General features: G+C 68.3%; 15 protein-coding genes, 2 tRNA genes and 1 pseudogene. 10 read left to right on the plus strand and 8 right to left on the minus strand.

Annotation, left to right across the window (positions count from 1 at the left end; translation table 11 throughout):
• The 3 genes from ACK4TH_RS09055 to ACK4TH_RS09065 form a co-directional block, all read left to right on the plus strand.
• Nucleotides 1-1424, plus strand: a 1424-nt coding sequence (locus tag ACK4TH_RS09055) for a ribonucleoside-diphosphate reductase subunit alpha (protein WP_409625365.1), incomplete at its 5' end; no start/stop codon positions are given.
• Nucleotides 1425-1567: 143 nt separating this feature from the next.
• Nucleotides 1568-2821: a ribonucleotide-diphosphate reductase subunit beta gene (locus ACK4TH_RS09060; RefSeq protein WP_409625368.1), complete on the plus strand. Its 1254-nt coding sequence runs from the start codon at nucleotides 1568-1570 to the stop codon at nucleotides 2819-2821.
• Nucleotides 2822-2898: 77 nt separating this feature from the next.
• The gene (locus tag ACK4TH_RS09065; RefSeq protein WP_409625371.1) at nucleotides 2899-3636 is read left to right on the plus strand and encodes a histone H1; all 738 of its coding nucleotides are present in this window, start codon (nucleotides 2899-2901) and stop codon (nucleotides 3634-3636) included.
• Between the two features lie 69 nt (nucleotides 3637-3705).
• Here the strand turns inward: ACK4TH_RS09065 and ACK4TH_RS09070 are convergent, their stop codons facing one another.
• The 5 genes from ACK4TH_RS09070 to accB are packed head-to-tail and all read right to left on the minus strand — an operon-like array spanning nucleotide 3706 to nucleotide 8360.
• Nucleotides 3706-4593, minus strand: a complete 888-nt coding sequence (locus tag ACK4TH_RS09070) for a carbohydrate kinase family protein (RefSeq protein ID WP_409625374.1) — start codon at nucleotides 4591-4593, stop codon at nucleotides 3706-3708.
• Nucleotides 4594-4628: 35 nt separating this feature from the next.
• A complete protein-coding gene (locus ACK4TH_RS09075) occupies nucleotides 4629-5582 on the minus strand; it encodes a DUF3426 domain-containing protein (protein WP_409625377.1) in 954 nt (317 codons plus the stop codon).
• A 43-nt stretch (nucleotides 5583-5625) separates the two neighbouring features.
• A complete protein-coding gene (gene prmA / locus ACK4TH_RS09080) occupies nucleotides 5626-6546 on the minus strand; it encodes a 50S ribosomal protein L11 methyltransferase (RefSeq protein ID WP_409625380.1) in 921 nt (306 codons plus the stop codon).
• Complete coding sequence (gene accC, locus ACK4TH_RS09085; protein WP_409625383.1) at nucleotides 6533-7885, minus strand: acetyl-CoA carboxylase biotin carboxylase subunit; 1353 nt, start codon at nucleotides 7883-7885, stop codon at nucleotides 6533-6535. The genes prmA and accC overlap by 14 nt, the downstream gene beginning before the upstream one ends.
• A 10-nt stretch (nucleotides 7886-7895) precedes the next feature.
• Nucleotides 7896-8360, minus strand: a complete 465-nt coding sequence (accB, locus tag ACK4TH_RS09090) for an acetyl-CoA carboxylase biotin carboxyl carrier protein (protein WP_409625386.1) — start codon at nucleotides 8358-8360, stop codon at nucleotides 7896-7898.
• A 108-nt stretch (nucleotides 8361-8468) separates the two neighbouring features.
• Here accB and pilB point away from each other — a divergent pair, with 108 nt between their 5' ends.
• The 4 genes from pilB to ACK4TH_RS09110 are packed head-to-tail and all read left to right on the plus strand — an operon-like array spanning nucleotide 8469 to nucleotide 14811.
• A complete protein-coding gene (gene pilB / locus ACK4TH_RS09095) occupies nucleotides 8469-10196 on the plus strand; it encodes a type IV-A pilus assembly ATPase PilB (RefSeq protein ID WP_409625389.1) in 1728 nt (575 codons plus the stop codon).
• A 57-nt stretch (nucleotides 10197-10253) separates the two neighbouring features.
• Nucleotides 10254-11468: a type II secretion system F family protein gene (locus tag ACK4TH_RS09100; RefSeq protein WP_409625391.1), complete on the plus strand. Its 1215-nt coding sequence runs from the start codon at nucleotides 10254-10256 to the stop codon at nucleotides 11466-11468.
• Nucleotides 11469-11509: 41 nt separating this feature from the next.
• Nucleotides 11510-13168 (plus strand): tetratricopeptide repeat protein, encoded by a 1659-nt coding sequence (locus ACK4TH_RS09105; RefSeq protein ID WP_409625444.1) that lies wholly within the window; start codon nucleotides 11510-11512, stop codon nucleotides 13166-13168.
• Entirely contained in the window at nucleotides 13165-14811 is a 1647-nt protein-coding gene (locus ACK4TH_RS09110; protein ID WP_409625393.1) for a response regulator, read from the plus strand. The genes ACK4TH_RS09105 and ACK4TH_RS09110 overlap by 4 nt, the downstream gene beginning before the upstream one ends.
• 10 nt (nucleotides 14812-14821) lie before the next feature.
• On the opposite strand, the pseudogene ACK4TH_RS09115 reads toward ACK4TH_RS09110, so the two are convergent.
• A pseudogene (locus ACK4TH_RS09115) lies at nucleotides 14822-16023 on the minus strand (urate hydroxylase PuuD).
• Nucleotides 16024-16249: 226 nt separating this feature from the next.
• Here ACK4TH_RS09115 and ACK4TH_RS09120 point away from each other — a divergent pair.
• Both ACK4TH_RS09120 and ACK4TH_RS09125 read left to right on the plus strand, forming a co-directional pair.
• Nucleotides 16250-16325: transfer RNA gene (locus ACK4TH_RS09120), tRNA-Ala, on the plus strand.
• A 5-nt stretch (nucleotides 16326-16330) separates the two neighbouring features.
• A tRNA-Lys gene (locus ACK4TH_RS09125) sits at nucleotides 16331-16406 on the plus strand.
• A 122-nt stretch (nucleotides 16407-16528) separates the two neighbouring features.
• On the opposite strand, the gene ychF is transcribed toward ACK4TH_RS09125, so the two are convergent.
• Nucleotides 16529-17623, minus strand: a complete 1095-nt coding sequence (ychF, locus tag ACK4TH_RS09130; protein WP_409625396.1) for a redox-regulated ATPase YchF — start codon at nucleotides 17621-17623, stop codon at nucleotides 16529-16531.
• 103 nt (nucleotides 17624-17726) lie between these two features.
• A complete protein-coding gene (locus tag ACK4TH_RS09135) occupies nucleotides 17727-18629 on the minus strand; it encodes an MOSC domain-containing protein (RefSeq protein WP_409625399.1) in 903 nt (300 codons plus the stop codon).
• A gap of 87 nt (nucleotides 18630-18716) precedes the next feature.
• On the opposite strand from ACK4TH_RS09135, the gene ACK4TH_RS09140 reads away from it, so the two are divergent.
• The gene (locus tag ACK4TH_RS09140) at nucleotides 18717-19883 is read left to right on the plus strand and encodes an FAD-dependent monooxygenase (RefSeq protein WP_409625403.1); all 1167 of its coding nucleotides are present in this window, start codon (nucleotides 18717-18719) and stop codon (nucleotides 19881-19883) included.
• Nucleotides 19884-19899 lie beyond the last annotated feature (16 nt).

Below are 19899 nucleotides of genomic sequence, written 5' to 3' on the forward strand. Positions count from 1 at the left end.
AGCGCGTGATGGAAAACGGCGCCTGGACGCTGTTCTCGCCGTCCAGCGTGCCGGATCTGCACGACAAGGTCGGCAAAGCGTTCGAGGAGGCCTATCTCGCCTACGAGGAGAAGGCCGCGCGCGGCGAAATTCAGCCGTGCAAGACCGTGCGCGCGGTCGATCTGTGGCGCAAGATGCTGACGATGCTGTTCGAGACCGGGCACCCGTGGATCACCTTCAAGGACCCGTGCAATGTGCGCAGCCCGCAGCAGCACGTCGGCGTTGTGCACTCCTCCAACCTGTGCACCGAGATCACGCTCAACACCAGCGACACCGAAACCGCCGTCTGCAACTTGGGCTCGGTCAACCTGGCGCGGCACCTCAAGGACGGCCCCAACGGCAAAGAGCTCGACCACGACAAGCTCCAGCGCACCATCGCGACCGCGATGCGCATGCTGGACAACGTGATCGACATCAACTACTACGCCGTCAAGAAAGCGCGCGACTCCAACCTGCGCCATCGCCCGGTGGGCCTGGGGCTGATGGGCTTCCAGGACGCGCTCTATGAGCTGCGTATCCCCTACGCCTCGCCCGAGGCGGTGGAATTCGCCGACCGCTCGATGGAGGCCATCTGCTACTACGCCTACTGGGCCAGCAGCGACCTGGCGGTGGAGCGCGGCCGCTACTCCACCTTCAAGGGCTCGCTGTGGGACCGCGGCATCCTGCCCATCGACTCGCTGGACCTGCTGGCGCAGGAGCGCGGCGGCTACCTGGAGGTGGACCGCTCGCGCACGCTGGACTGGGATGCGCTGCGCGCCAAGATCGCCCGCGACGGCATGCGCAACTCCAACTGCATCGCCATCGCCCCCACCGCCACCATCTCCAACATCATCGGGGTGGATGCGTCCATCGAGCCGTGCTTCGGCAACCTGTCGGTCAAGTCCAATCTGTCGGGCGAATTCACCGTCATCAACAGCTATCTGGTCAAGGACCTCAAGCGCCTGGGCCTGTGGGACGAGGTCATGATCATGGACCTCAAGCACTTCGATGGCTCGCTGTGGCCGATCGACCGCGTACCGCAGGACCTCAAGGAGCTCTACCGCACCGCATTCGAAATCGAGCCGGTGTGGCTGGTGGAGGCGGCCGCGCGGCGCCAAAAGTGGATCGACCAGGCGCAAAGCCTCAACATCTACATGGCCGGCGCCTCGGGCAAGAAGCTGGACGAAATCTACAAGCTGGCCTGGATCCGCGGCCTGAAGACCACCTACTACCTGCGCACCACCGGCGCCACGCACGCCGAGAAGGCCACCGTGCGCAGCGGCGCGCTCAACGCCGTGCCGACCGCCGGCAGCGCCCCCGCCGCCGCGGCTCCGGGGGCCGTGGAGCCCGCCACCGACATCAAGTTCTGCGCCATCGACGACCCGGGTTGTGAAGCCTGTCAATGACGGCCCCGGCCGCCGACGCGGGCGGCGCTGATGCCCTCACGCAACAGCCCACCCCGCCGGCGGCCACCGGCGCCCCCGGCAGGGGGCCAAACGCTTGTCATTTCGTCGATGCCTTTCAATAATTTCATGAATCGGACACCAACATGCTGACCTGGGAAGACCAAACGCCCACCGTTGCCCCCCAAACGGCACGCCGCACGCCCGATGCCGCGCCCGCGCTGCAACCGGCCGTCGGGGCCGGCTCCCTCTTCGGCGCCACGCCCAACGTCCCCGTCGCCGGCTTCGACTATGTCTCTGCGGTGAGCGCCACGCCAGATGCTGCCCCGGCTGCCGTCAGCGCCCCGGCTGGACAGTCGGTGCGCGCGCAGGCGGCGAGCTTTCGCCGCGTCAACGTCGCCGACAAACGCATCATCAACGGCCAGACCGACGTCAACCAACTCGTCCCCTTCAAGTACAAATGGGCGTGGGAGAAATACCTCGCCACCTGCGCCAACCACTGGATGCCGCAGGAAATCAACATGTCGCGCGACATCGCGCTGTGGAAGGACCCCAACGGCCTGACCGAGGACGAGCGCCGCATCGTCAAGCGCAACCTCGGCTTCTTCGTCACCGCCGACTCGCTGGCCGCCAACAACATCACGCTGGGCACGTATCGCCACATCACGGCGCCGGAGTGCCGCCAGTTCCTGCTGCGCCAGGCGTTCGAAGAGGCCATCCACACCCACGCCTACCAGTACATCGTCGAGTCGCTGGGACTGGACGAAGGCGAGATCTTCAACGCCTACCACGAGATCCCCTCGATCCGCGACAAAGACGAGTTTCTGATCCCCTTCATCGACGCGATCATGGACCCGGCCTTCAAGACGGGCACGCCCGAGGCGGACCAGACGCTGCTGAAGTCGCTGATCGTCTTTGCCTGCCTGATGGAGGGGTTGTTCTTCTACGTCGGTTTCACGCAGATCCTGGCGCTGGGCCGGCAGAACAAGATGACCGGCGCCGCCGAGCAGTACCAGTACATCCTGCGCGACGAATCGATGCACTGCAACTTCGGCATCGACATGATCAACCAGCTCAAGCTGGAAAACCCGCACCTGTGGACGCCCGCCTTCAAGGCCGAAATCAAAGAGCTGTTCCTCAAGGCCGTGGATTTGGAGTACCGCTATGCCGAGGACACCATGCCGCGCGGCGTGCTGGGCCTCAACGCCAGCATGTTCAAGGGCTATCTGCGCTACATCGCCAACCGGCGCGCCACCCAGATCGGCCTGGAGCCGCTCTTCCCCAATGAGGAAAACCCCTTCCCGTGGATGAGCGAGATGATCGACCTGAAGAAGGAGCGCAACTTCTTCGAAACCCGCGTGATCGAGTACCAATCGGGCGGCGCGCTGTCCTGGGATTGATCCGCGGCGCGCCCGTCGTCTGCATCTCGCGGCCTCCCCCCTTCCAACCCCCGCCAACCTGAAGCAGGAGAACTCCCATGGCAACCGCGAAGAAGGCCGCCGCCGCGGCCACCGAGACCGCGAAGCAGAAGACGGCCGCGAAGGCAGCCACCCCGAAGGCCGCCAAGGCGACGCCGAAGAAGGCCTCGACCGAGGCGCAGCCGGCGGCCAAACCGGCTGCGGCCACCAAGACCTCCGCTGCCCCGAAGGCAGCAGCCGCACCAGCGGCAACCAAGGCCCCGGCGGCCAAATCCGCAGCCAAGGCAGCCGCCAAACCGGCCGAAAAAGCGGCTGCGAAGGCCGCGCCGGCGAAGAAGACCGCCAAGGCGGCCGCCCCGACGACCGCCGAAGCAGCGCCGAAGGTCGCGAAGAAGGCCCCAGCCAAGACGACCGCCAAGGCCTCGGTCAAGGCGGCCCCGAAGGCAGCCCCCAAGACCACCGCGGCCTCCACCACGGCCAAGACGGCAAGCGCCTCTGGCGCCAAGGCAGCCGACAAACCCGCCACCAAGACTGCGGCCACGAAGGCCGCGGCCAAACCCGCCAAGGCCGAAAAGCCCACCAAAGCGGATAAGGCGGACAAAGCGGCGGGCAAGGCCGTCAAGACCCCGAAGGTCGCCAAGGCGGACAAGGCGGTGAAAGCCCCGGCCACGGAAAAAACCACCAAGGCTGCGCCCAAGAAAAAAGCGGCCAAGACCGCCGCCGCCCCGGCACCCAGCGCGCAAACCAAGCTCAATCCGAAAGCCGCCTGGCCCTTCCCGACCGGCCCGCGTCCCTGAACGGGCACCCGCCGGTCCGTGGCGGTCCCGCTGTCGGTCCAGACAGCGGGGGTGCCCTGTGCCTGCGGGTCAAAGGTCGAAGCGGTAGTTTTGGCCTCCGCGGGTGGCGATTTTTGCCGCCCCCATGCGGTTGCCCAGCCGCGCCGCTTCGGTGACCGACCAGCCCCGGGCCAGACCGTGCAGCAAGGCGGCCCGGAACGCATCCCCGCACCCGGTGGGGTCCACGATCTCGGCCGCCGGCACCCCGGGCACGCGGATGCACTCGCCGTCCTGCCAGACGTCGCACCCCTGCTCCCCCAAGGTCACGACCAAAGCGCGCAGCCGCCGCGACAACTCGGGCAAGGTCAGGCCCGTGCGGTCGCACAGCAGCCGGGCTTCGTAATCGTTCAAGGCCGCCCAATCGGCCAGATCGACCAGCCGCAGCAATTCCACACCATCGAACATCGGCAGTCCCTGGCCGGGGTCGAACACGAACGGCACGCCCGCCGCGTGCAGTTGCTCCGCGTGTTCCCAGGTGGCCTGCTTGCCGTCGGGCGACAGGATCGCCAGGCTCACGCCGTCGGTGGCAGTGATGGGGTTGGTGTGGGCCAGCGCCATCGCCCCCGGATGAAAGGCCGTGATCTGGTTGTTGTGGCGATCGGTCATGATCATCGCCTGGGCCGTGTAGCTCTCGGGCATCAGGCGCACGGCGGAGACATCGATGCCCAGGGCGCGCAGGCGCTGCAGATAGTGCTCGCCATCAGCGCCCAGCGCCGCGACGGGCCGCACCGCGCTGCCCAGCAGCCGCAGGCCGTAAGCGATATTGCCCGCGCAGCCACCAAACTCGCGCCGCAACCCCGGCACCAGGAACGACACATTCAAGATGTGCAACTGGTCGGGCAGGATGTGGTCGGCAAAACGGCCTTCAAAGTCCATGATGGTGTCGAAGGCCAGGGAACCGCAGACGAGGATGGTCATGGGAAGGAGGTAAAAACAACGCCTCTCGCAAGGCGTCAGGGGTAGAACAGCACGGCCCGGTAGCCCGTCATGCGGGCCGCGTCGGGGTGGTCGAAGGCCAGCTCCAGCTGCAACGGCCACTCGGCCCCCGGCGCCAGCCGCTCCAGAGGCTGCGGCCACGCGTCGGGCGTCCAGACGCGGCGCACCAGCACCTGGTCCTGGAGATCGGTCAGGGTCAGCTCCAGCGCGGGCGCCGCCACCTCGGTGTCGGCGTGGTTGCGCACCACGAGGTGAAAGCTGTAGCGGTCCGGCGCGCGCCGCAGCAGCACCGAGCCCTCGATGAGCACATCCTGTGGGCGCCGCGGCGGCGCGATGGTACACCCCAGGCGATCGCAAAACGCCGTCAGAGCCGGTCGAGCCGCGGGGTAGCGCGCCGCCAAGGCGTCGCGCCAATACCACGCGATCTGACCTGCGAGCAGCGCCGTCAGCCCCAACACCAGCAGCGCGAGGATGAGGCGCACGGCGGGTCTGCGCCAAAAGGCCCGCCGCCGCGCCTGGCGAACGAACGACGGCTCCTGTGCCGCAGCCGCGGCCTGCGTGGCGAAGGGGTCGTGATTGCCGCCCTGGTCGCCCATCGCGTCCGCCTCAACCGGAAGGACGGCATCGTACGCGTGATGCCGCGGCTCCTGCCGGTCGGACTCGGGTTCGGAATCGGGCCACGGCTGCGGTTCGGGCTCCGCTTGCGGTTCAGAGGCTGGCTCGGGCTCGGATGCCATGCTCTGCGGCGGTTCCGCGGCGGGCATCGGTGGCGGGGCGGTCGGCTGGGGCGCCGCCTCGGCCGGTGGGGGCGCGCAGGAGGGCAGCGAGGCGAAGGCCGGCTGCAGATCCAGCGTGGCATCGAACACCTGCTGGCAATGGCCGCAGCGCACCCAGCCGTCGGCGATCTTGAGCTGATCCGCCACGACCTTGAAGGCCGTTCCACACGATGGGCAGCGGGTGATGAAGCTCATGCCCGCGATTATGACGGCGCCGTCCGGGGCCGCCGCGCGGCGCTCAGCCCCGCCGGGCCGTCATGAGGATCCAGCCGTCCTCGGCATCGGTGACCGTCAACGCCAACCACGGCGCATAGGCCTCGCGCAGTTCGTCGGCCTGGCGCTCCAGAATGCCGGCCAGCACCAGATCGCCCCCGTCGTCGACGTGGGCGCACAGCAGCGGGGCCAGCACCTTGAGCGGCGTGGCCAGGATGTTGGCCAGCACCAGCCCGTAGCGGCCCTGCGCCGCCTCCGGCAGGCTGGCGTTCAAGGCCACGGCATTGGCTGCCGCGTTGAGCCGGGTCGACTCCACGGCAGCCGGGTCGATGTCCACCGCGTCCACCGTCGCGGCGCCCCGCTTGGCCGCGGCGATGGCCAAAATGCCGGAGCCGCAGCCGTAGTCGAGCACGCGCCGGCCCGCCATGTCGTGACGGGCGATCCAGCGCAGGCACATGCGCGTCGTGGGGTGGGTGCCGGTGCCAAACGCCAGCCCGGGGTCAAGCCGGATGACGGTACGGGCCTCGGCGGGTGGCTCGTGCCAGCTCGGCACGATCCAAAAATCGGGCGTGATCGGCACGGGGTCGAACTGCGACTGCGTCAGGCGGACCCAGTCGGTGTCGGCCACGGGCCGAACGCCGATCACCTCGCAATCGGCAAAAAATTCCTGCGGAGCCAGCAAGGCGGCCGCTTCGCGGGCCTGCGCTTCGGTGTCGAACAGCGCCACCACCTGCGAGCGCTGCCACCCGGGCGCCGGCGCGGGCAGCCCGGGCTCGCCAAACAGCGCCCGCTCCGCCGGGGTGTGCGCATCGGCGTCCTCGACCGAGACGCTGAGCGCCTCCAACGCCTCCAGCGCATCGCAGACGTCCTCCACCCGCGCCTCGGGCACACGCAGCAGCAGTTCGTGCCAGCGGGCCTCGCCGGCCGTCGGTTCAGCCCCGCTCACGTTGCGCCAGCCAGCTCTCGAGGTAGTGGATGTTGGTGCCGCCGGCCTCGAAGTTGGCGTCCACCATCAGCTCGCGGTGCAGCGGCACGTTGGTCTTGATGCCCTCGATCACGACCTCGGCCAACGCCCCGCGCATGCGCGCCAGTGCCTGCTCGCGCGTGTCGCCGTGCACGATGATTTTGCCCACCATCGAGTCGTAGTTGGGCGGCACGGTGTAGCCCGAATAGATGTGCGAATCCACCCGCACCCCGGGGCCGCCCGGAGCGTGCCAGGCCGTGATGCGCCCGGGCGACGGGGTGAACTTGTACGGGTCCTCGGCGTTGATGCGGCACTCGATGGCGTGCCCGCGCAACTGCAGCTGGCGCTGGGTGAACGGCAGTTTCTCGCCGGCGGCCACCAGGATCTGGGTGCGCACGATGTCGATGCCCGTGATCATCTCGGTCACCGGGTGCTCCACCTGCACGCGGGTGTTCATCTCGATGAAGTAGAACTCGCCGTTCTCGTACAGGAATTCGAACGTGCCGGCACCGCGGTAACCGATCTTCTTGCACGCGGCGGCGCAGCGGTCGCCGATGCGCTCGATCAGGCGACGCGGGATGCCCGGCGCGGGCGCCTCCTCGATCACCTTCTGGTGACGGCGCTGCATCGAGCAGTCGCGCTCGAACAGATAGACGGCGTTGCGGTGCTGGTCGGCCAACACCTGGATCTCGATGTGCCGAGGGTTCTGGAGGAATTTCTCCATATACACCTCGGGGTTGTTGAACGCCGCCGCGGCTTCGCTTTTGGTCGTCTGCACGGCGTGCAGCAACGCCGCCTCGGTGTGCACGACGCGCATGCCGCGGCCGCCGCCACCACCAGCGGCCTTGATGATGACGGGATAGCCGATGGCGCGCGCGATGCGCTTGATCTCGGCCGGGTCATCCGGCAGCGCGCCGTCGGAGCCCGGCACGGTGGGCACGCCGGCGCGGATCATGGCCTGCTTGGCCGAAACCTTGTCGCCCATCAGGCGGATCGACTCCGGCGTCGGGCCGATGAAGACGAAGCCGCTCTTTTCCACCCGCTCGGCGAAGTCGGCGTTTTCGGACAGAAAGCCGTAGCCGGGGTGGATGGCCTCGGCGTCGGTGACCTCCGCGGCCGAGATGATGGCCGGCATGTTCAGGTAGCTCTGGCCCGAGGGCGCGGGGCCGATGCACACCGCTTCGTCCGCCAGCTTGACGTACTTGGCTTCGCGATCCGCTTCGGAGTAAACGACGACGGCCTTGATGCCCATCTCGCGGCAGGCGCGCTGCACCCGCAGGGCGATCTCGCCGCGATTGGCGATCAGAATCTTCTTGAACATGGCGGCGTCCTCACTCGAGGACGAACAGCGGCTGGCCGTACTCCACGGCCTGACCGTTCTCGACCAAAATTTCCTTGATCACGCCCGCGCGATCGGCCTCGATTTCGTTGAGAATCTTCATCGCCTCGATGATGCACACCGGCTCGCCCTCCTTGACCGCCTGGCCGACTTCGACGAACGGCTTGGCGCCCGGGCTGGGGGCGCGGTAGAAGGTACCGACCATGGGCGATTTGATCACGTGTCCCTGGATCTCGGCGGGCGCCGGCGCGGCGGCGGCCTCGGCGGGCGCGGGCGCCGTCAGGGTGATGGGCGCCGCCGGAGCGGCCACCGCCGGCGCCGCCACTGGCAGCATGACCGGTGCAGCCGGAGCGGCCTTGACGATGCGGACCTTGCCTTCGGCTTCGGTGATCTCGAGTTCGGAAATGTTCGACTCCGAGACCAGGTCGATGAGCGTCTTGAGTTTGCGCAGATCCATGGTGACTCCGTACTATGCACCGAATTTGTGTTGATCTTGCCGCGAACGTCGCGGAAAGAGCGCGAAATATACACGAGCCGATGCACACCGCCAGCCCTGGGGATCGCCATGACCGATGACGACGGCGTCGCCACGATGGCCTTGCCGGGGCTGGCGCGCGCGCTGATCGCCGCCGGCGCGCTCACCCAGCAGCAGGCCGAAACCCTCTACGCCCGGGCCCAAAGCCACAAGACCGGCTTCATCACCGAGCTGATCGACAGTGCCCTCGTCTCGCCGAGCGATCTGGCGCACACCATGTCGGTGGCGTTTGCCGCGCCGCTCATCGACCTGGACGCCATCGACCCGCAACGGCTGCCGCACCACCTGCTCGACCCCAAGACCTGTCAGCAGTACCGCATCGTGCCGCTGGCCCGCCGCGGCAACCGGCTGTCGGTGGCCACGGCCGACCCGTCCGATCTGCAGGCGGCGGAGAAGGTCAAGTTCGAGACGCAACTGGCCGTCGACTGGATCATCGCCGAGGTGGACAAGCTCGGCAAACTGGTCGAGACCTACGCCGCCAGCGCAGGGCAAGTCATCGAGCAGATCGTCGGCCAGACCTTCGACTTCGAGGCCGAGGGCATCGAGATGACCTCGGCCGAGCCCGCGGACAAGGTGGCCGCCGAGGTCGAGGACGCCCCGATCGTCAAATTTCTGCAGAAGATGCTGCTGGACGCGTACACCATGCGCGCGTCGGACCTGCACTTCGAGCCCTACGAGCACCACTACCGGGTGCGGATGCGCATCGACGGCCAGTTGCGCGAAATCGCCACGCCGCCGGTGGCGATCAAGGACAAGCTGGCCTCGCGCATCAAGGTCATCTCCAAGCTCGACATCTCCGAGAAACGCGTGCCGCAGGACGGCCGCATGAAGCTCAAGGTCGGCCCGGACAAGGTGATCGACTTTCGCGTCAGCACGCTGCCGACGCTGTTTGGCGAGAAGGTCGTCATCCGCATCCTGGACCCGAGCAGCGCGCAGATGGGCATCGATGCGCTGGGCTACGAGCCGGACGAGAAGGACAAGCTGCTGGCCGCGATCAACCGGCCTTACGGCATGGTGCTGGTCACGGGCCCCACCGGCTCGGGCAAGACGGTGTCGCTCTACAGCTGCCTGAACCTGCTCAACCAGCCCGGCGTCAACATCTCCACCGCCGAGGACCCGGCCGAGATCAACCTGCCCGGCGTCAACCAGGTCAACGTCAACGAAAAGGCAGGCCTGACCTTCGCCGCGGCGCTGCGCGCCTTCCTGCGCCAGGATCCGGACATCATCATGGTCGGCGAGATCCGCGACCTGGAAACCGCCGACATCGCCATCAAGGCCGCGCAGACCGGCCACCTGGTGCTGTCCACCCTGCACACCAACGACGCGCCGTCGACGCTGACGCGGCTGGTCAACATGGGCGTGGCGCCGTTCAACATCGCCGCCAGCGTCAACCTGATCACCGCGCAGCGGCTGGCGCGGCGCCTGTGCCCCAAGTGCAAGGTGCCGCACCACGACCTGCCGCGGCAGGCGCTGCTGAATGCCGGCTTCACCGAGCAGGACCTGGAAGGCGACTGGCAACCATACAAGCCCGTGGGCTGCTCCGCCTGCCACGACGGCTACAAGGGCCGCGTCGGTATCTATCAGGTCATGCCCGTCAGCGAGGCGATCCAGCAGCTGATCCTGCGCGGCGCCAGCGCGCTGGAGATCGCCGAGCAGGCCCGCCGCGAGGGCGTGCGCACGCTGCGCGAAAGTGGCCTGCGCAAGGTTACGATGGGCATCACGTCGTTGGAGGAGGTGCTGTCGGTGACCAACGAGTGATCACCCGCCCCAGTCGCCCGCACCCGCCCATCGCCGACATCCACGGAGGGAACGCCCATGGCCACTGCCACCGCCGCCGCCCAGGACCACCTATTCGAGTGGGAGGGCAAGGACCGCAACGGCAAGACCGTCAAGGGCGAACTGCGCGCCGCCGGCGAGGCGCAGGTGCAGGCGCAGCTGCGCCGCCAGGGCATCGTGGTGCAGAAGGTGCGCCGCAAGCGTTTCGCCTCGGCCAAGCGCATCAAGCCCAAGGACATCGCCATCTTCACGCGCCAGCTGGCGACGATGATGAAGGCCGGTGTGCCGCTGCTGCAGGCGTTCGACATCGTCGGCCGCGGCAACCCCAACCCCAGCGTGGCGCGGCTGCTGTACGAGATCCGCACCGACGTGGAGACCGGCACCTCGCTGTCGGCGGCGTTCCGCAAGCACCCGGCCTACTTCAACTCGCTGTACTGCAACCTGGTGGAGGCAGGCGAAGCGGCGGGCATCCTGGAGGACATCCTCGACCGCCTGTCCACCTACCTCGAGAAGACCGAGGCCATCAAGGGCAAGGTCAAGTCGGCACTGATGTACCCGACCGCGGTGCTGGTGGTGGCCTTCATCGTCGTGTCGGTGATCATGATCTTCGTCGTGCCGGCGTTCAAGGAGGTGTTCACCTCGTTCGGCGCCGACCTGCCGGCGCCGACGCTGGCGGTCATCGCGATGAGCGAATTCTTCGTCGCCTACTGGTGGCTGATCTTCGGTGCGCTGGGCGGCGGGCTGTATTTCTTCTTCCAGGCCTGGAAGCGCAGCGAGAAGGTGCAGCGCTTCATGGACCGGCTGCTGCTGCGCCTGCCGATCTTCGGCCAGCTGGTGGAAAAGTCCGTCGTCGCGCGCTGGACGCGCACGCTCTCGACGATGTTCGCCGCCGGCGTGCCACTGGTGGACGCGCTCGACTCGGTCGGCGGTGCAGCCGGCAACTCGGTCTACGCCGACGCCACCGCGAAGATCCAGCAGGAGGTGGCCACCGGCACCGCGCTGACGCAGGCGATGACCAACACCGGCGTATTTCCGTCGATGGTGCTGCAGATGTGCGCGATCGGCGAGGAGTCCGGCTCCATCGACCACATGCTCGGCAAGGCGGCCGACTTCTACGAGCAGGAGGTCGACGACATGGTGGCGGGGCTGTCCAGCCTGATGGAGCCGATCATCATCGTCATCCTGGGCACCCTCATCGGCGGCATCGTGGTGGCGATGTACCTGCCGATCTTCAAGCTGGGCGCGGTGGTGTGAGCATGCCCGCGGCGGGGCTGGGGACGGGGGGTCCGGTGGCGATGCACCGATCGGCGGCACTGGTCGTCGATGGCAATCCCACCACCCGCTTGACACTGGCTGGGCAACTGCGGGGCTTTGGCTTCACCTCCATCAGCCAGGCCAGCCGCATCGCCGATGCGCGGCGCGAGATCGAGCGCCACGCCTTCGACCTGGTGGTCTGCAGCGACACCTTCCCGCGCGGCGGCTCCGGCCAGGCGCTGCTGGATGACCTGCGCCGCAGCGGGCTGCTGCCCTTCGGCACGGTATTCGTCATGATCACCGACGAGGCCACCTACCTGAAAGTCGCCGAGGCGGCGGAGTCGTCGGTGGACAGCTATATCGTGCGCCCCTACTCGGCCGGCACGCTGTACGACCGCATCGAGCAGGCGCAGCGGCGCAAAGCCGCGCTGTGGGACATCCACCGCGCGCTGGAAGAGGGCCGCTACGACGACGCCGTCGAGCTGTGCCTGCAGCGCTTTGCGACACGGGGACCGCAGTGGTTGTCCGCCGCGCGCTGGGGGGCCGAGATCCTGCTGCGCCTGGGCCGCTTTGGCCAGGCGCAGGCCCTGTTCCAGTCCATATGGGACACCGAACCCCACCCCTGGGCCCTGCTGGGCGTGGCGCGCTGCCAGCTCGACAGCGGAGCCACCGTGGCGGCACAGGACACCCTGCGCCATTTGATCGAAACGGCGCCCGACTACCCCGACGCCTACGACGTGCTCGGGCGGGCCCAGATGGAACTGGGACAGTTCGAGGACGCGCTCGACAGTCTGAGCAAGGCGCTGGAGGCCACTCCCATGGCGATCGGCCGCCAGCAGCGGCTGGGCATGCTGGCGTTTTTTCTGGGCAACCGGGACAAGGCCATCGAACTGCTGCAGCGCGCCACCTACCTGGGGCTCGACTCCAAGATGTTCGACGCCGAGAGCCTGGTGCTGCTGGCCATTGCCGCCTTCGAGCGCCGCGACCCGACCGAGCTGGAGCGCCATCACGGCGAGCTGCGCAAGCGCGCCCTGGCCACCCCCGAGGACGCCCGGCTGCAGCGCTTCGTGCAACTGGTCGATCTGCTGGCCCATGCCTTCGAGCACAGCGCAGACGCCACCGCGCCGGCCCTTGCGGCCATCGGCGAGACCGTCGTCGCACCCGACTTCGACATGGAAGCCGCCTGCAACCTGCTGGCCGTGCTCGCCGCGCTGGCCCGGCACACGACCCTGCCCGACCAAGATGCCCTGGTCATGCGGCTGGGCCTGCGCTTTGCCACCTCCAAGGCCATGGGTGAGTTGCTCGCCAACGCCGCCAGCCACCACACCCGGTACGCCGAGCGCCTGCGCGAATGCGAAGCCACCATGGTGCAGCGCATCGAACAGGCGCTGCGCCGCGCCAGCCAGGGCGAGCCGGTCCTGGCCCTGGCGGAGCTGTACGCCGTGGCGCAGGAGAGTTTCAACGCCCGGGCCGTGGAGACCGCCTGGCTGATGTTGCAGCGCTACGACAGTGACATCCCCAATGCCGACAGTTGGCGCGCCCGAGTAGCGGCCTTGCGACAGGCGTACGGCACGGCGCGCAACCGCCCCGCCTTGGGCGACCCGCGGCTGCGCCCCTCCGGGGGCGTCAACTTGGGGCCCATGGACCGCGCCGCGCCCCCCTCCATGCCCACCACGCACACCGATAATCCCACGCCATGAGCCTGATGGATCTGTACGGGGCCTCGGCGCTGGTCATCGATGGCAATCCGACGTCGCGCTCCATTCTGGTGACCCAACTGCGCGACATGGGGGCCCGCACCGTGGCACAAAGCCCCCGCATCGCCGACGCCCGTCGCCAGCTCGAGTTCCGCACCTTCGACGTCGTGGTCTGCGAGCAGCATTTTCCCAACGACTCCGGCACGGGCCAGGCACTGCTGGACGATCTGCGCCGCGCCGGGTTGCTGCCCTTCGCCACCGTGTTCATCATGGTCACGGCCGAGGCCGCCTACTCCAAGGTGGCCGAGGCGGCCGAGTCCGCGCTCGACTCGTACCTGCTCAAGCCCTTCACCGCCAGCCAGCTGGAGCAACGCATCGGGCAGGCACGACACCGCAAGACGGTGCTCAAAGACATCTTCGAGGCCGTCGAGGGCGGGCGGTATGAGCGCGCCGCCGAGCTGTGCCTGCGGCGCTTTCAGCAGCGTGACGACTACTGGCTGTATGCGGCGCGGGTGGGCGCGGAGCTGCTGCTGCGGCTGGAACGCTACGACGAAGCCCAGCGCCTGCACGAAGCGGTGGTCGAAGCGAAAGCCCTGCCCTGGGCCAAGCTGGGTGTGGCGCGCGCGCAGCTCGAGGCCGGCCAGTCACAAAAAGCCAGCCAAACTTTGCAGAGCCTGATCAACGGCGAGCCCGGCTACGCCGACGCCTACGACGTCATGGGGCGCGCCCAGATCGAGCTGGGCAACTTCGACGCCGCCTTGGCCGCGTACCGGATGGCCACCGATCTGACACCCTCATCCATCAGCCGGCTGCAGCGCCACGGCATGCTGGCGCACTACTGCGACGAGCGTGCGCTGGCCGAGGAGCTGCTGGCGCGCTCGGTCCGGCTGGGGCTGGACTCCAAAATGTTCGATGCGCAGTCGCTGGTGCTGCTGGGCTTCATGCGCTTCGAGGCCGGGGACCGCAAAGGCCTGCAACGCTACCTGGACGACGCCCTGCGCATGGTGGAGCGCCACCCCAAATCGCTGCGGCTGCGGCGTCTGGCCGAGGTGCTGGAAATCGCCCTGCTGCTGCACGATGCGCAGGTGGCCCGCGTGCTCAGCCAGGTGCGCGCGATGATGGCCTCCATCACCGAGGCGGACTTCGACTTCGAGGCCGCCTGTAACCTGACCACCCTGCTCGCCTACCTGGCTCAGCGCGCCATCCAGATCGACGAAGTCGAGGAGCGCCTGACCGTGTTGGGACGGCGCTTTTGCACCTCCAAGGCCCTCACGGCGCTGCTGGCGCAAGCGGCCAACGCCCACCCGCCGTATGCCGAGCGGCTGTCCACCCTGCACAACGAGGTGCTGGGCATCGTGGAACACGCCATGCGCCAGAGCCTGGCGGGCAACCCGCGCGCAGCCGTGCTGGAATTGATCGAGCAGGGGCGTGTCACCTGCAATGCCAAAATCATCGAGTCCGCCTGGGGCGTCCTCAAACGCTATGAATCGCGCATCGACGACGCCGCGGCGCTGGCCGAGCTGATCCAGCCGCTGCGCGAGCGCTACCAGTCCTATGCCAACAAACCCGTGATCGGCGACAAGGCCGCCCGGCAGGCCGGCGGAGTGAGCCTGCGGGTCATGGACGTCAAAACGGTGGAAGACTGAGCCCGCGCCATCAGGGCGATGAGGCACCGGCGCGCAGCCAAGCCGCGATCAGGGCGCGCTCGTCCTCCGTCATCCCGGTCGCGTTGTTGAGCGGCATCTGGCGCGTGACCACGACCTGCTGATAGACGGCCTGCGCATGCTGCGCCAGCGCCGGCGCGGAATCCAGCCGCACATTCTTGGACGCCAGCGCCTCGCCATGGCACACCACGCAGCGCTGCTGCACCACCGCCATCACCCGGGCCGCATCGGGGGGGCCGCCGTAGCCCCCGCGCTGGCGGGTGTCGCCGGCCGCAGCCAGACGACGAGCACCACGATCACCGCCACGCCCACCGCCGCATACGGCCAGGGGTGGGCATTGCGCCCCAGGTGATAGCCATGACGCAGCACGAAAAACTGGCGAATCGCCGCGCCCGCGGCCATCAGCGCCAGCAGCACCAGCGCGTTGGACTCGTGCCCGTACAGAAAGCTGTAGTGGTTGCTCAGCATCGCCAACACCACCGGCAATGTGAAATAGGTGTTGTGCACGCTGCGCTGCTTGCCACGCTGGCCGTGCGCCGGATCCGGCGTCTGACCCGCGCGCAAAGCAGCCACGACCTTGCGCTGGCCAGGAATGATCCAGAACAGCACATTGGCGCTCATGGCGGTCGCCAGCATCGCCCCGACGATCAAAAACGCGGCGCGCCCCGCAAACCACTGGCACGCGAGCCAGGCGGCCAAAGCCACCAGCACCGCGACCGCCCACCCCACCTTGCGGTCGCCCCCCGGCGTCTGGCCCCATAGGCGGCAAATGCCGTCGTACAGCATCCAAAACATGACCAAAAAACCGATCGCGACCGCACCGGCCATCCACGGTGCCGGCCACGCGTACACCCGCGGATCGACCAGATAGATGTTGGCTTGCCACAGGTAGGACACGGCAAACAGAGCAAAGCCGCTGAGCCAGGTGGTGTAGCTCTCCCAATAGAACCAGTGCAATCGGGGCGGCAGACTGGGCGGCGCCACCGCATACTTGACCGGGTGGTAAAACCCGCCGCCGTGCACCGCCCACAGCTCACCCGTGGCCCCGTCGCGGCGCAGCCGCTCGTCCGCCGGCGGCGTCAGGCTGCTGTCCAGAAAGACGAAGTAAAACGACGACCCGATCCAAGCAATGGCCGCAATCACATGCAGCCAGCGCAACAAAACATTGGCCCAGTCCAGCAAATAGGCATCCACGGTGCGCTCCGTGCGCGTCGCGCGCAGGCGTTGTACGGCCCCCACCACCGCGGGCGCTGTGGGAGCCCCTGGCCGCGACCCGTGCACGCACCGCCTCACCCGGACGGCCCGCGCACCCTTGCACCGCTGCGACCCGCCCAAAGTGTATACAGTTTTGGTCGGTGGCGGCGCCCGTTGCGATCATCGTCATGGAGCAGCGCAGTTTTGGGTATAATGCGTGCTTCACGGGCCGATAGCTCAGCTGGGAGAGCGCTGCGTTCGCAATGCAGAGGTCGGGAGTTCGATCCTCCTTCGGTCCACCAAGGTCGGGTTCTTAGCTCAGTTGGTAGAGCAGCGGACTCTTAATCCGTAGGTCGTAGGTTCGAATCCTACAGGACCCACCAAACCAAAAACCGACTCAGCCCGCCACCGCGCGGGCTTTTTTGTGTCCGCATTCCGCTCCGTGTCTGCATCGTGCCGCCGGGCGGCGCCAAGCGCGCGCCCGCATGGCCACAGACGTCGGACCTCAGACGTTGAACAAAAAGTTCATCACGTCACCGTCTTTGACGACGTAGTCCTTGCCCTCGGCGCGCATCTTGCCGGCGTCCTTGGCGCCCTGTTCACCGCCATAGGCGATGTAATCGTCAAATGCGATGGTCTGGGCGCGGATGAAGCCGCGTTCGAAATCCGAATGGATGACGCCCGCTGCCTGGGGCGCCGTGTCGCCGATGCGGATGGTCCAGGCGCGCACCTCCTTTTCGCCGGCGGTAAAGTAGGTTTGCAAACCCAGCAACTGGTAGGCGGCGCGGATCAGGCGGTTCAGGCCCGGCTCCTCCAAGCCCAGTTCGTGCAAAAACTCGTTGCGGTCCGCCTCGTCCATATCGGCCAGCTCCGCCTCGATCTTGGCGCAGATGGCCACCACCGGCGCGCCCTGGCGCTGCGCAAAGGCGCGCAACTGGTCCAGGTAGGGGTTGCCCTCGAAGCCATCCTCGGCCACGTTGCCCACGAACATCGCCGGCTTGGCGGTGATCAGGCACAGCGGTTTGAGCAGGGCCCGCTCCTCGTCGGTCAGCGCCATCACGCGCACGGGGCGTCCTTCGTCCAGCACGGCGCGCACCCGGCCCAGCACGGCCACCATCTTGGCCGCTTCCTTGTCGTTGCCGCTCTTGGCCGCCTTTTGGTAGCGCTGCAGTGCCTTTTCGACCGTGCCCAGATCGGCCAGGCACAGCTCGGTCTGGATGACCTCGATGTCAGCGATCGGATCGACCTTGCCGGCCACATGGACGATGTTGGGGTCGTCGAAGCAGCGCACCACGTTGATGATGGCGTCCGTCTCGCGGATGTGAGCCAGGAATTGGTTGCCCAAGCCTTCGCCCTGGCTGGCCCCGGCGACCAGGCCCGCGATGTCCACGAACTCGACGATCGCCGGCACGATGCGCTGCGGCCGGATGATGGCGGCGAGTTGCTGCAGGCGCGGGTCGGGCACCTCCACCACACCGACGTTGGGCTCGATGGTGCAGAAGGGGTAGTTCTCGGCAGCGATGCCGGCCTTGGTGAGGGCGTTGAACAGGGTGGACTTGCCCACGTTGGGCAGGCCCACGATGCCGCATTTGAGGCTCATGGCGGGGCGACGGGTGGGAGGTGGGCGGGTCGGCGGCGCGCGCCGGCGAAAGCAGGAATTGTACCGGGGGCCATGGGAGCCAGGCGCGGCCAGGCCCCGCGCTTCACCACGCGCCCCAACGTCCCGTTCCGCGCATGCCCTCGTGCAGCATGTGCCCATCGCCACGGCGCACGATGGCGTTCATGCCAAAGGTCACGGCCCCCATCAAGCGCTTGTCCTGACGGTAGGTGTGCAGCAGCGGGCTGAGGCGGCCGTCTGGCACCCCGGTGGTCGGATCGACGTCCGGGATGGTGCAGCGCGCGCACGGTTTGACGAGCTGCAGCGTGACGGCCGGCGCATCGGCGGGGGCGCCCTCGGCGTGCCAGTCGATGCGGTCGATGCGGTCCTCGTCGTGCGGATAAATCCCCCCCAGCACCAGGTTGGCGCGCAAGCGTTCGACGCCCACCGGGGGGTACCCCTGGGCCGCCAGCCGATCGTTCAGATCATCCAAGGATGCACTGGAGACCACCAACAACGGATAGCCGTCACCGAAGGTATTGGGGGCCTCGACCCCGCCGGTCCAGCGCAGCGAGGACAGGCGCCGCTCCTGCGGATCGAAACGCACCAGCCGCAGGGGCCCAAGGCCCGGCGGCAGGTCCGCGCCCAAAAAGTCGGTGAACCATTGCGCCGCGACGTCCCCCATATCGTAGGCAACCACCGCATCGTCCCAAATGCGCACGCGCCGCGGGGACTCGGCCGCGTCGAGCGCGAGGTGCAGCGACAGCATGCCGGGCGCGCGCAGCTCCAGCCGCCCCATGCGCAGGCGCGGCTGGATCAAGGCCATGCGCGGCAGCTCGCGCTGCGAGACGAACTCGCCGTCCGCATCCACCACCATCCAGGTGCGATCCCACTCCAGGCCCGTCTCCAGCAGCTCGACCGAGCGCAGGCGGATGCCGGCACAGGACTTGACCGGATAGATCCACAGTTGATCCAGGGTGAGCGGCAGCGTATCGGGAGCGTCGTTCATGGCAGTGGGCCCTGCGGCGGGGTGATCGCGGGAAGATCGGCAAGCGGCCATTGTGCCCACAGTCGTGCCGACGCCTACAATGCCTGCATGACCAAGACCTACGACGTGGCGATCCTGGGGGGCGGCATCGTCGGCCGCACGCTGGCGCTTCTGCTGGCGCGCGAGCGCCTGCGCGTCGCGCTGGTCGAGCGCCCTCCCGCGGGCGGGGGGAGTGCGCCGGACATCCGCGCCTACGCCCTCAACGCCGCCTCGCGCGCGCTGCTGGAATCGGTGCGTGCCTGGCCGAGCGAGGGTGACGCCGTCACGCCCGTGCGGCACATGTGGGTGGCGGATGCCGACCCGGTGCCCGACGCAGGCAGCATCGACGCCGCGGCCGCCGTCCGCTTCGATGCCGACACGGCTGCGCCCCACCCGCTGGCGTGGATCGTCGATGTGCCTGCGCTGGAAGCGACGCTGGCACAAGCGGTGGCCTTCCAGCCGGGCATCGAACGGCTGACCGACGATGGCGGGACGCGCCCCAAAGCCGCCCTCACCGTCGTCTGCGAAGGGCGCCGCAGCGCCACCCGGGCGGCCGAAGGGTTGGCCTACGACAGACGCCCCTACCCCCACACCGCCATCGCGGCACGACTGCACTGCGAGCGCCCCCATGGCGCCGTGGCGCGGCAGTGGTTCTGCGGCGACAGCATCCTGGCGCTGCTGCCCATGGGGGGGGGCGAGGGGCAGACGGTGGCCCTGGTGTGGTCGGTACCCCACGCCCGCGCGGCCGACCTGCTGGCGCTGCCGCCCGACGCCTTTGCCCAGGCGGTGCAACAGGCGTGCGCGGCGGCCCTGGGCCCGATGCGCACGCTGGGCCAGCCGGCCGGCTGGCCCCTGGAGCTGTCCATCGCCCGCCCCTGGGTGCGTCCGGGGCTGGCGCTCGCGGGGGATGCCGCCCATGCCATGCATCCGCTGGCGGGCCAGGGCCTCAATGTCGGCCTGGGGGACGTGGCCGAGCTGGCGCGCGTGCTGCGCGAGCGCGAGTACTGGCGCCCGCTGGGCGACCTGCGCCTGTTGCGCCGTTATGAGCGCGCCCGCGCCGCCCCCGTAACCGCCATGCAAACCGCCACCGACGCCCTGTACGGCCTGTTTGGCAGCCCCGACGCGCGACTGGCCGCGCTGCGTCGCTGGGGGCTGCGCGCGGTGGACCGACTGGAACCGATCAAACACTGGTTCATCCAACAGGCAGCCGGCCAGCCCGTCACCCCCCACCTTTGATGGCCCCCCGGGCCAC

It is taken from the genome of Tepidimonas sp. (genome assembly GCF_046292505.1).
GTDB lineage: Bacteria > Pseudomonadota > Gammaproteobacteria > Burkholderiales > Burkholderiaceae_C > Tepidimonas.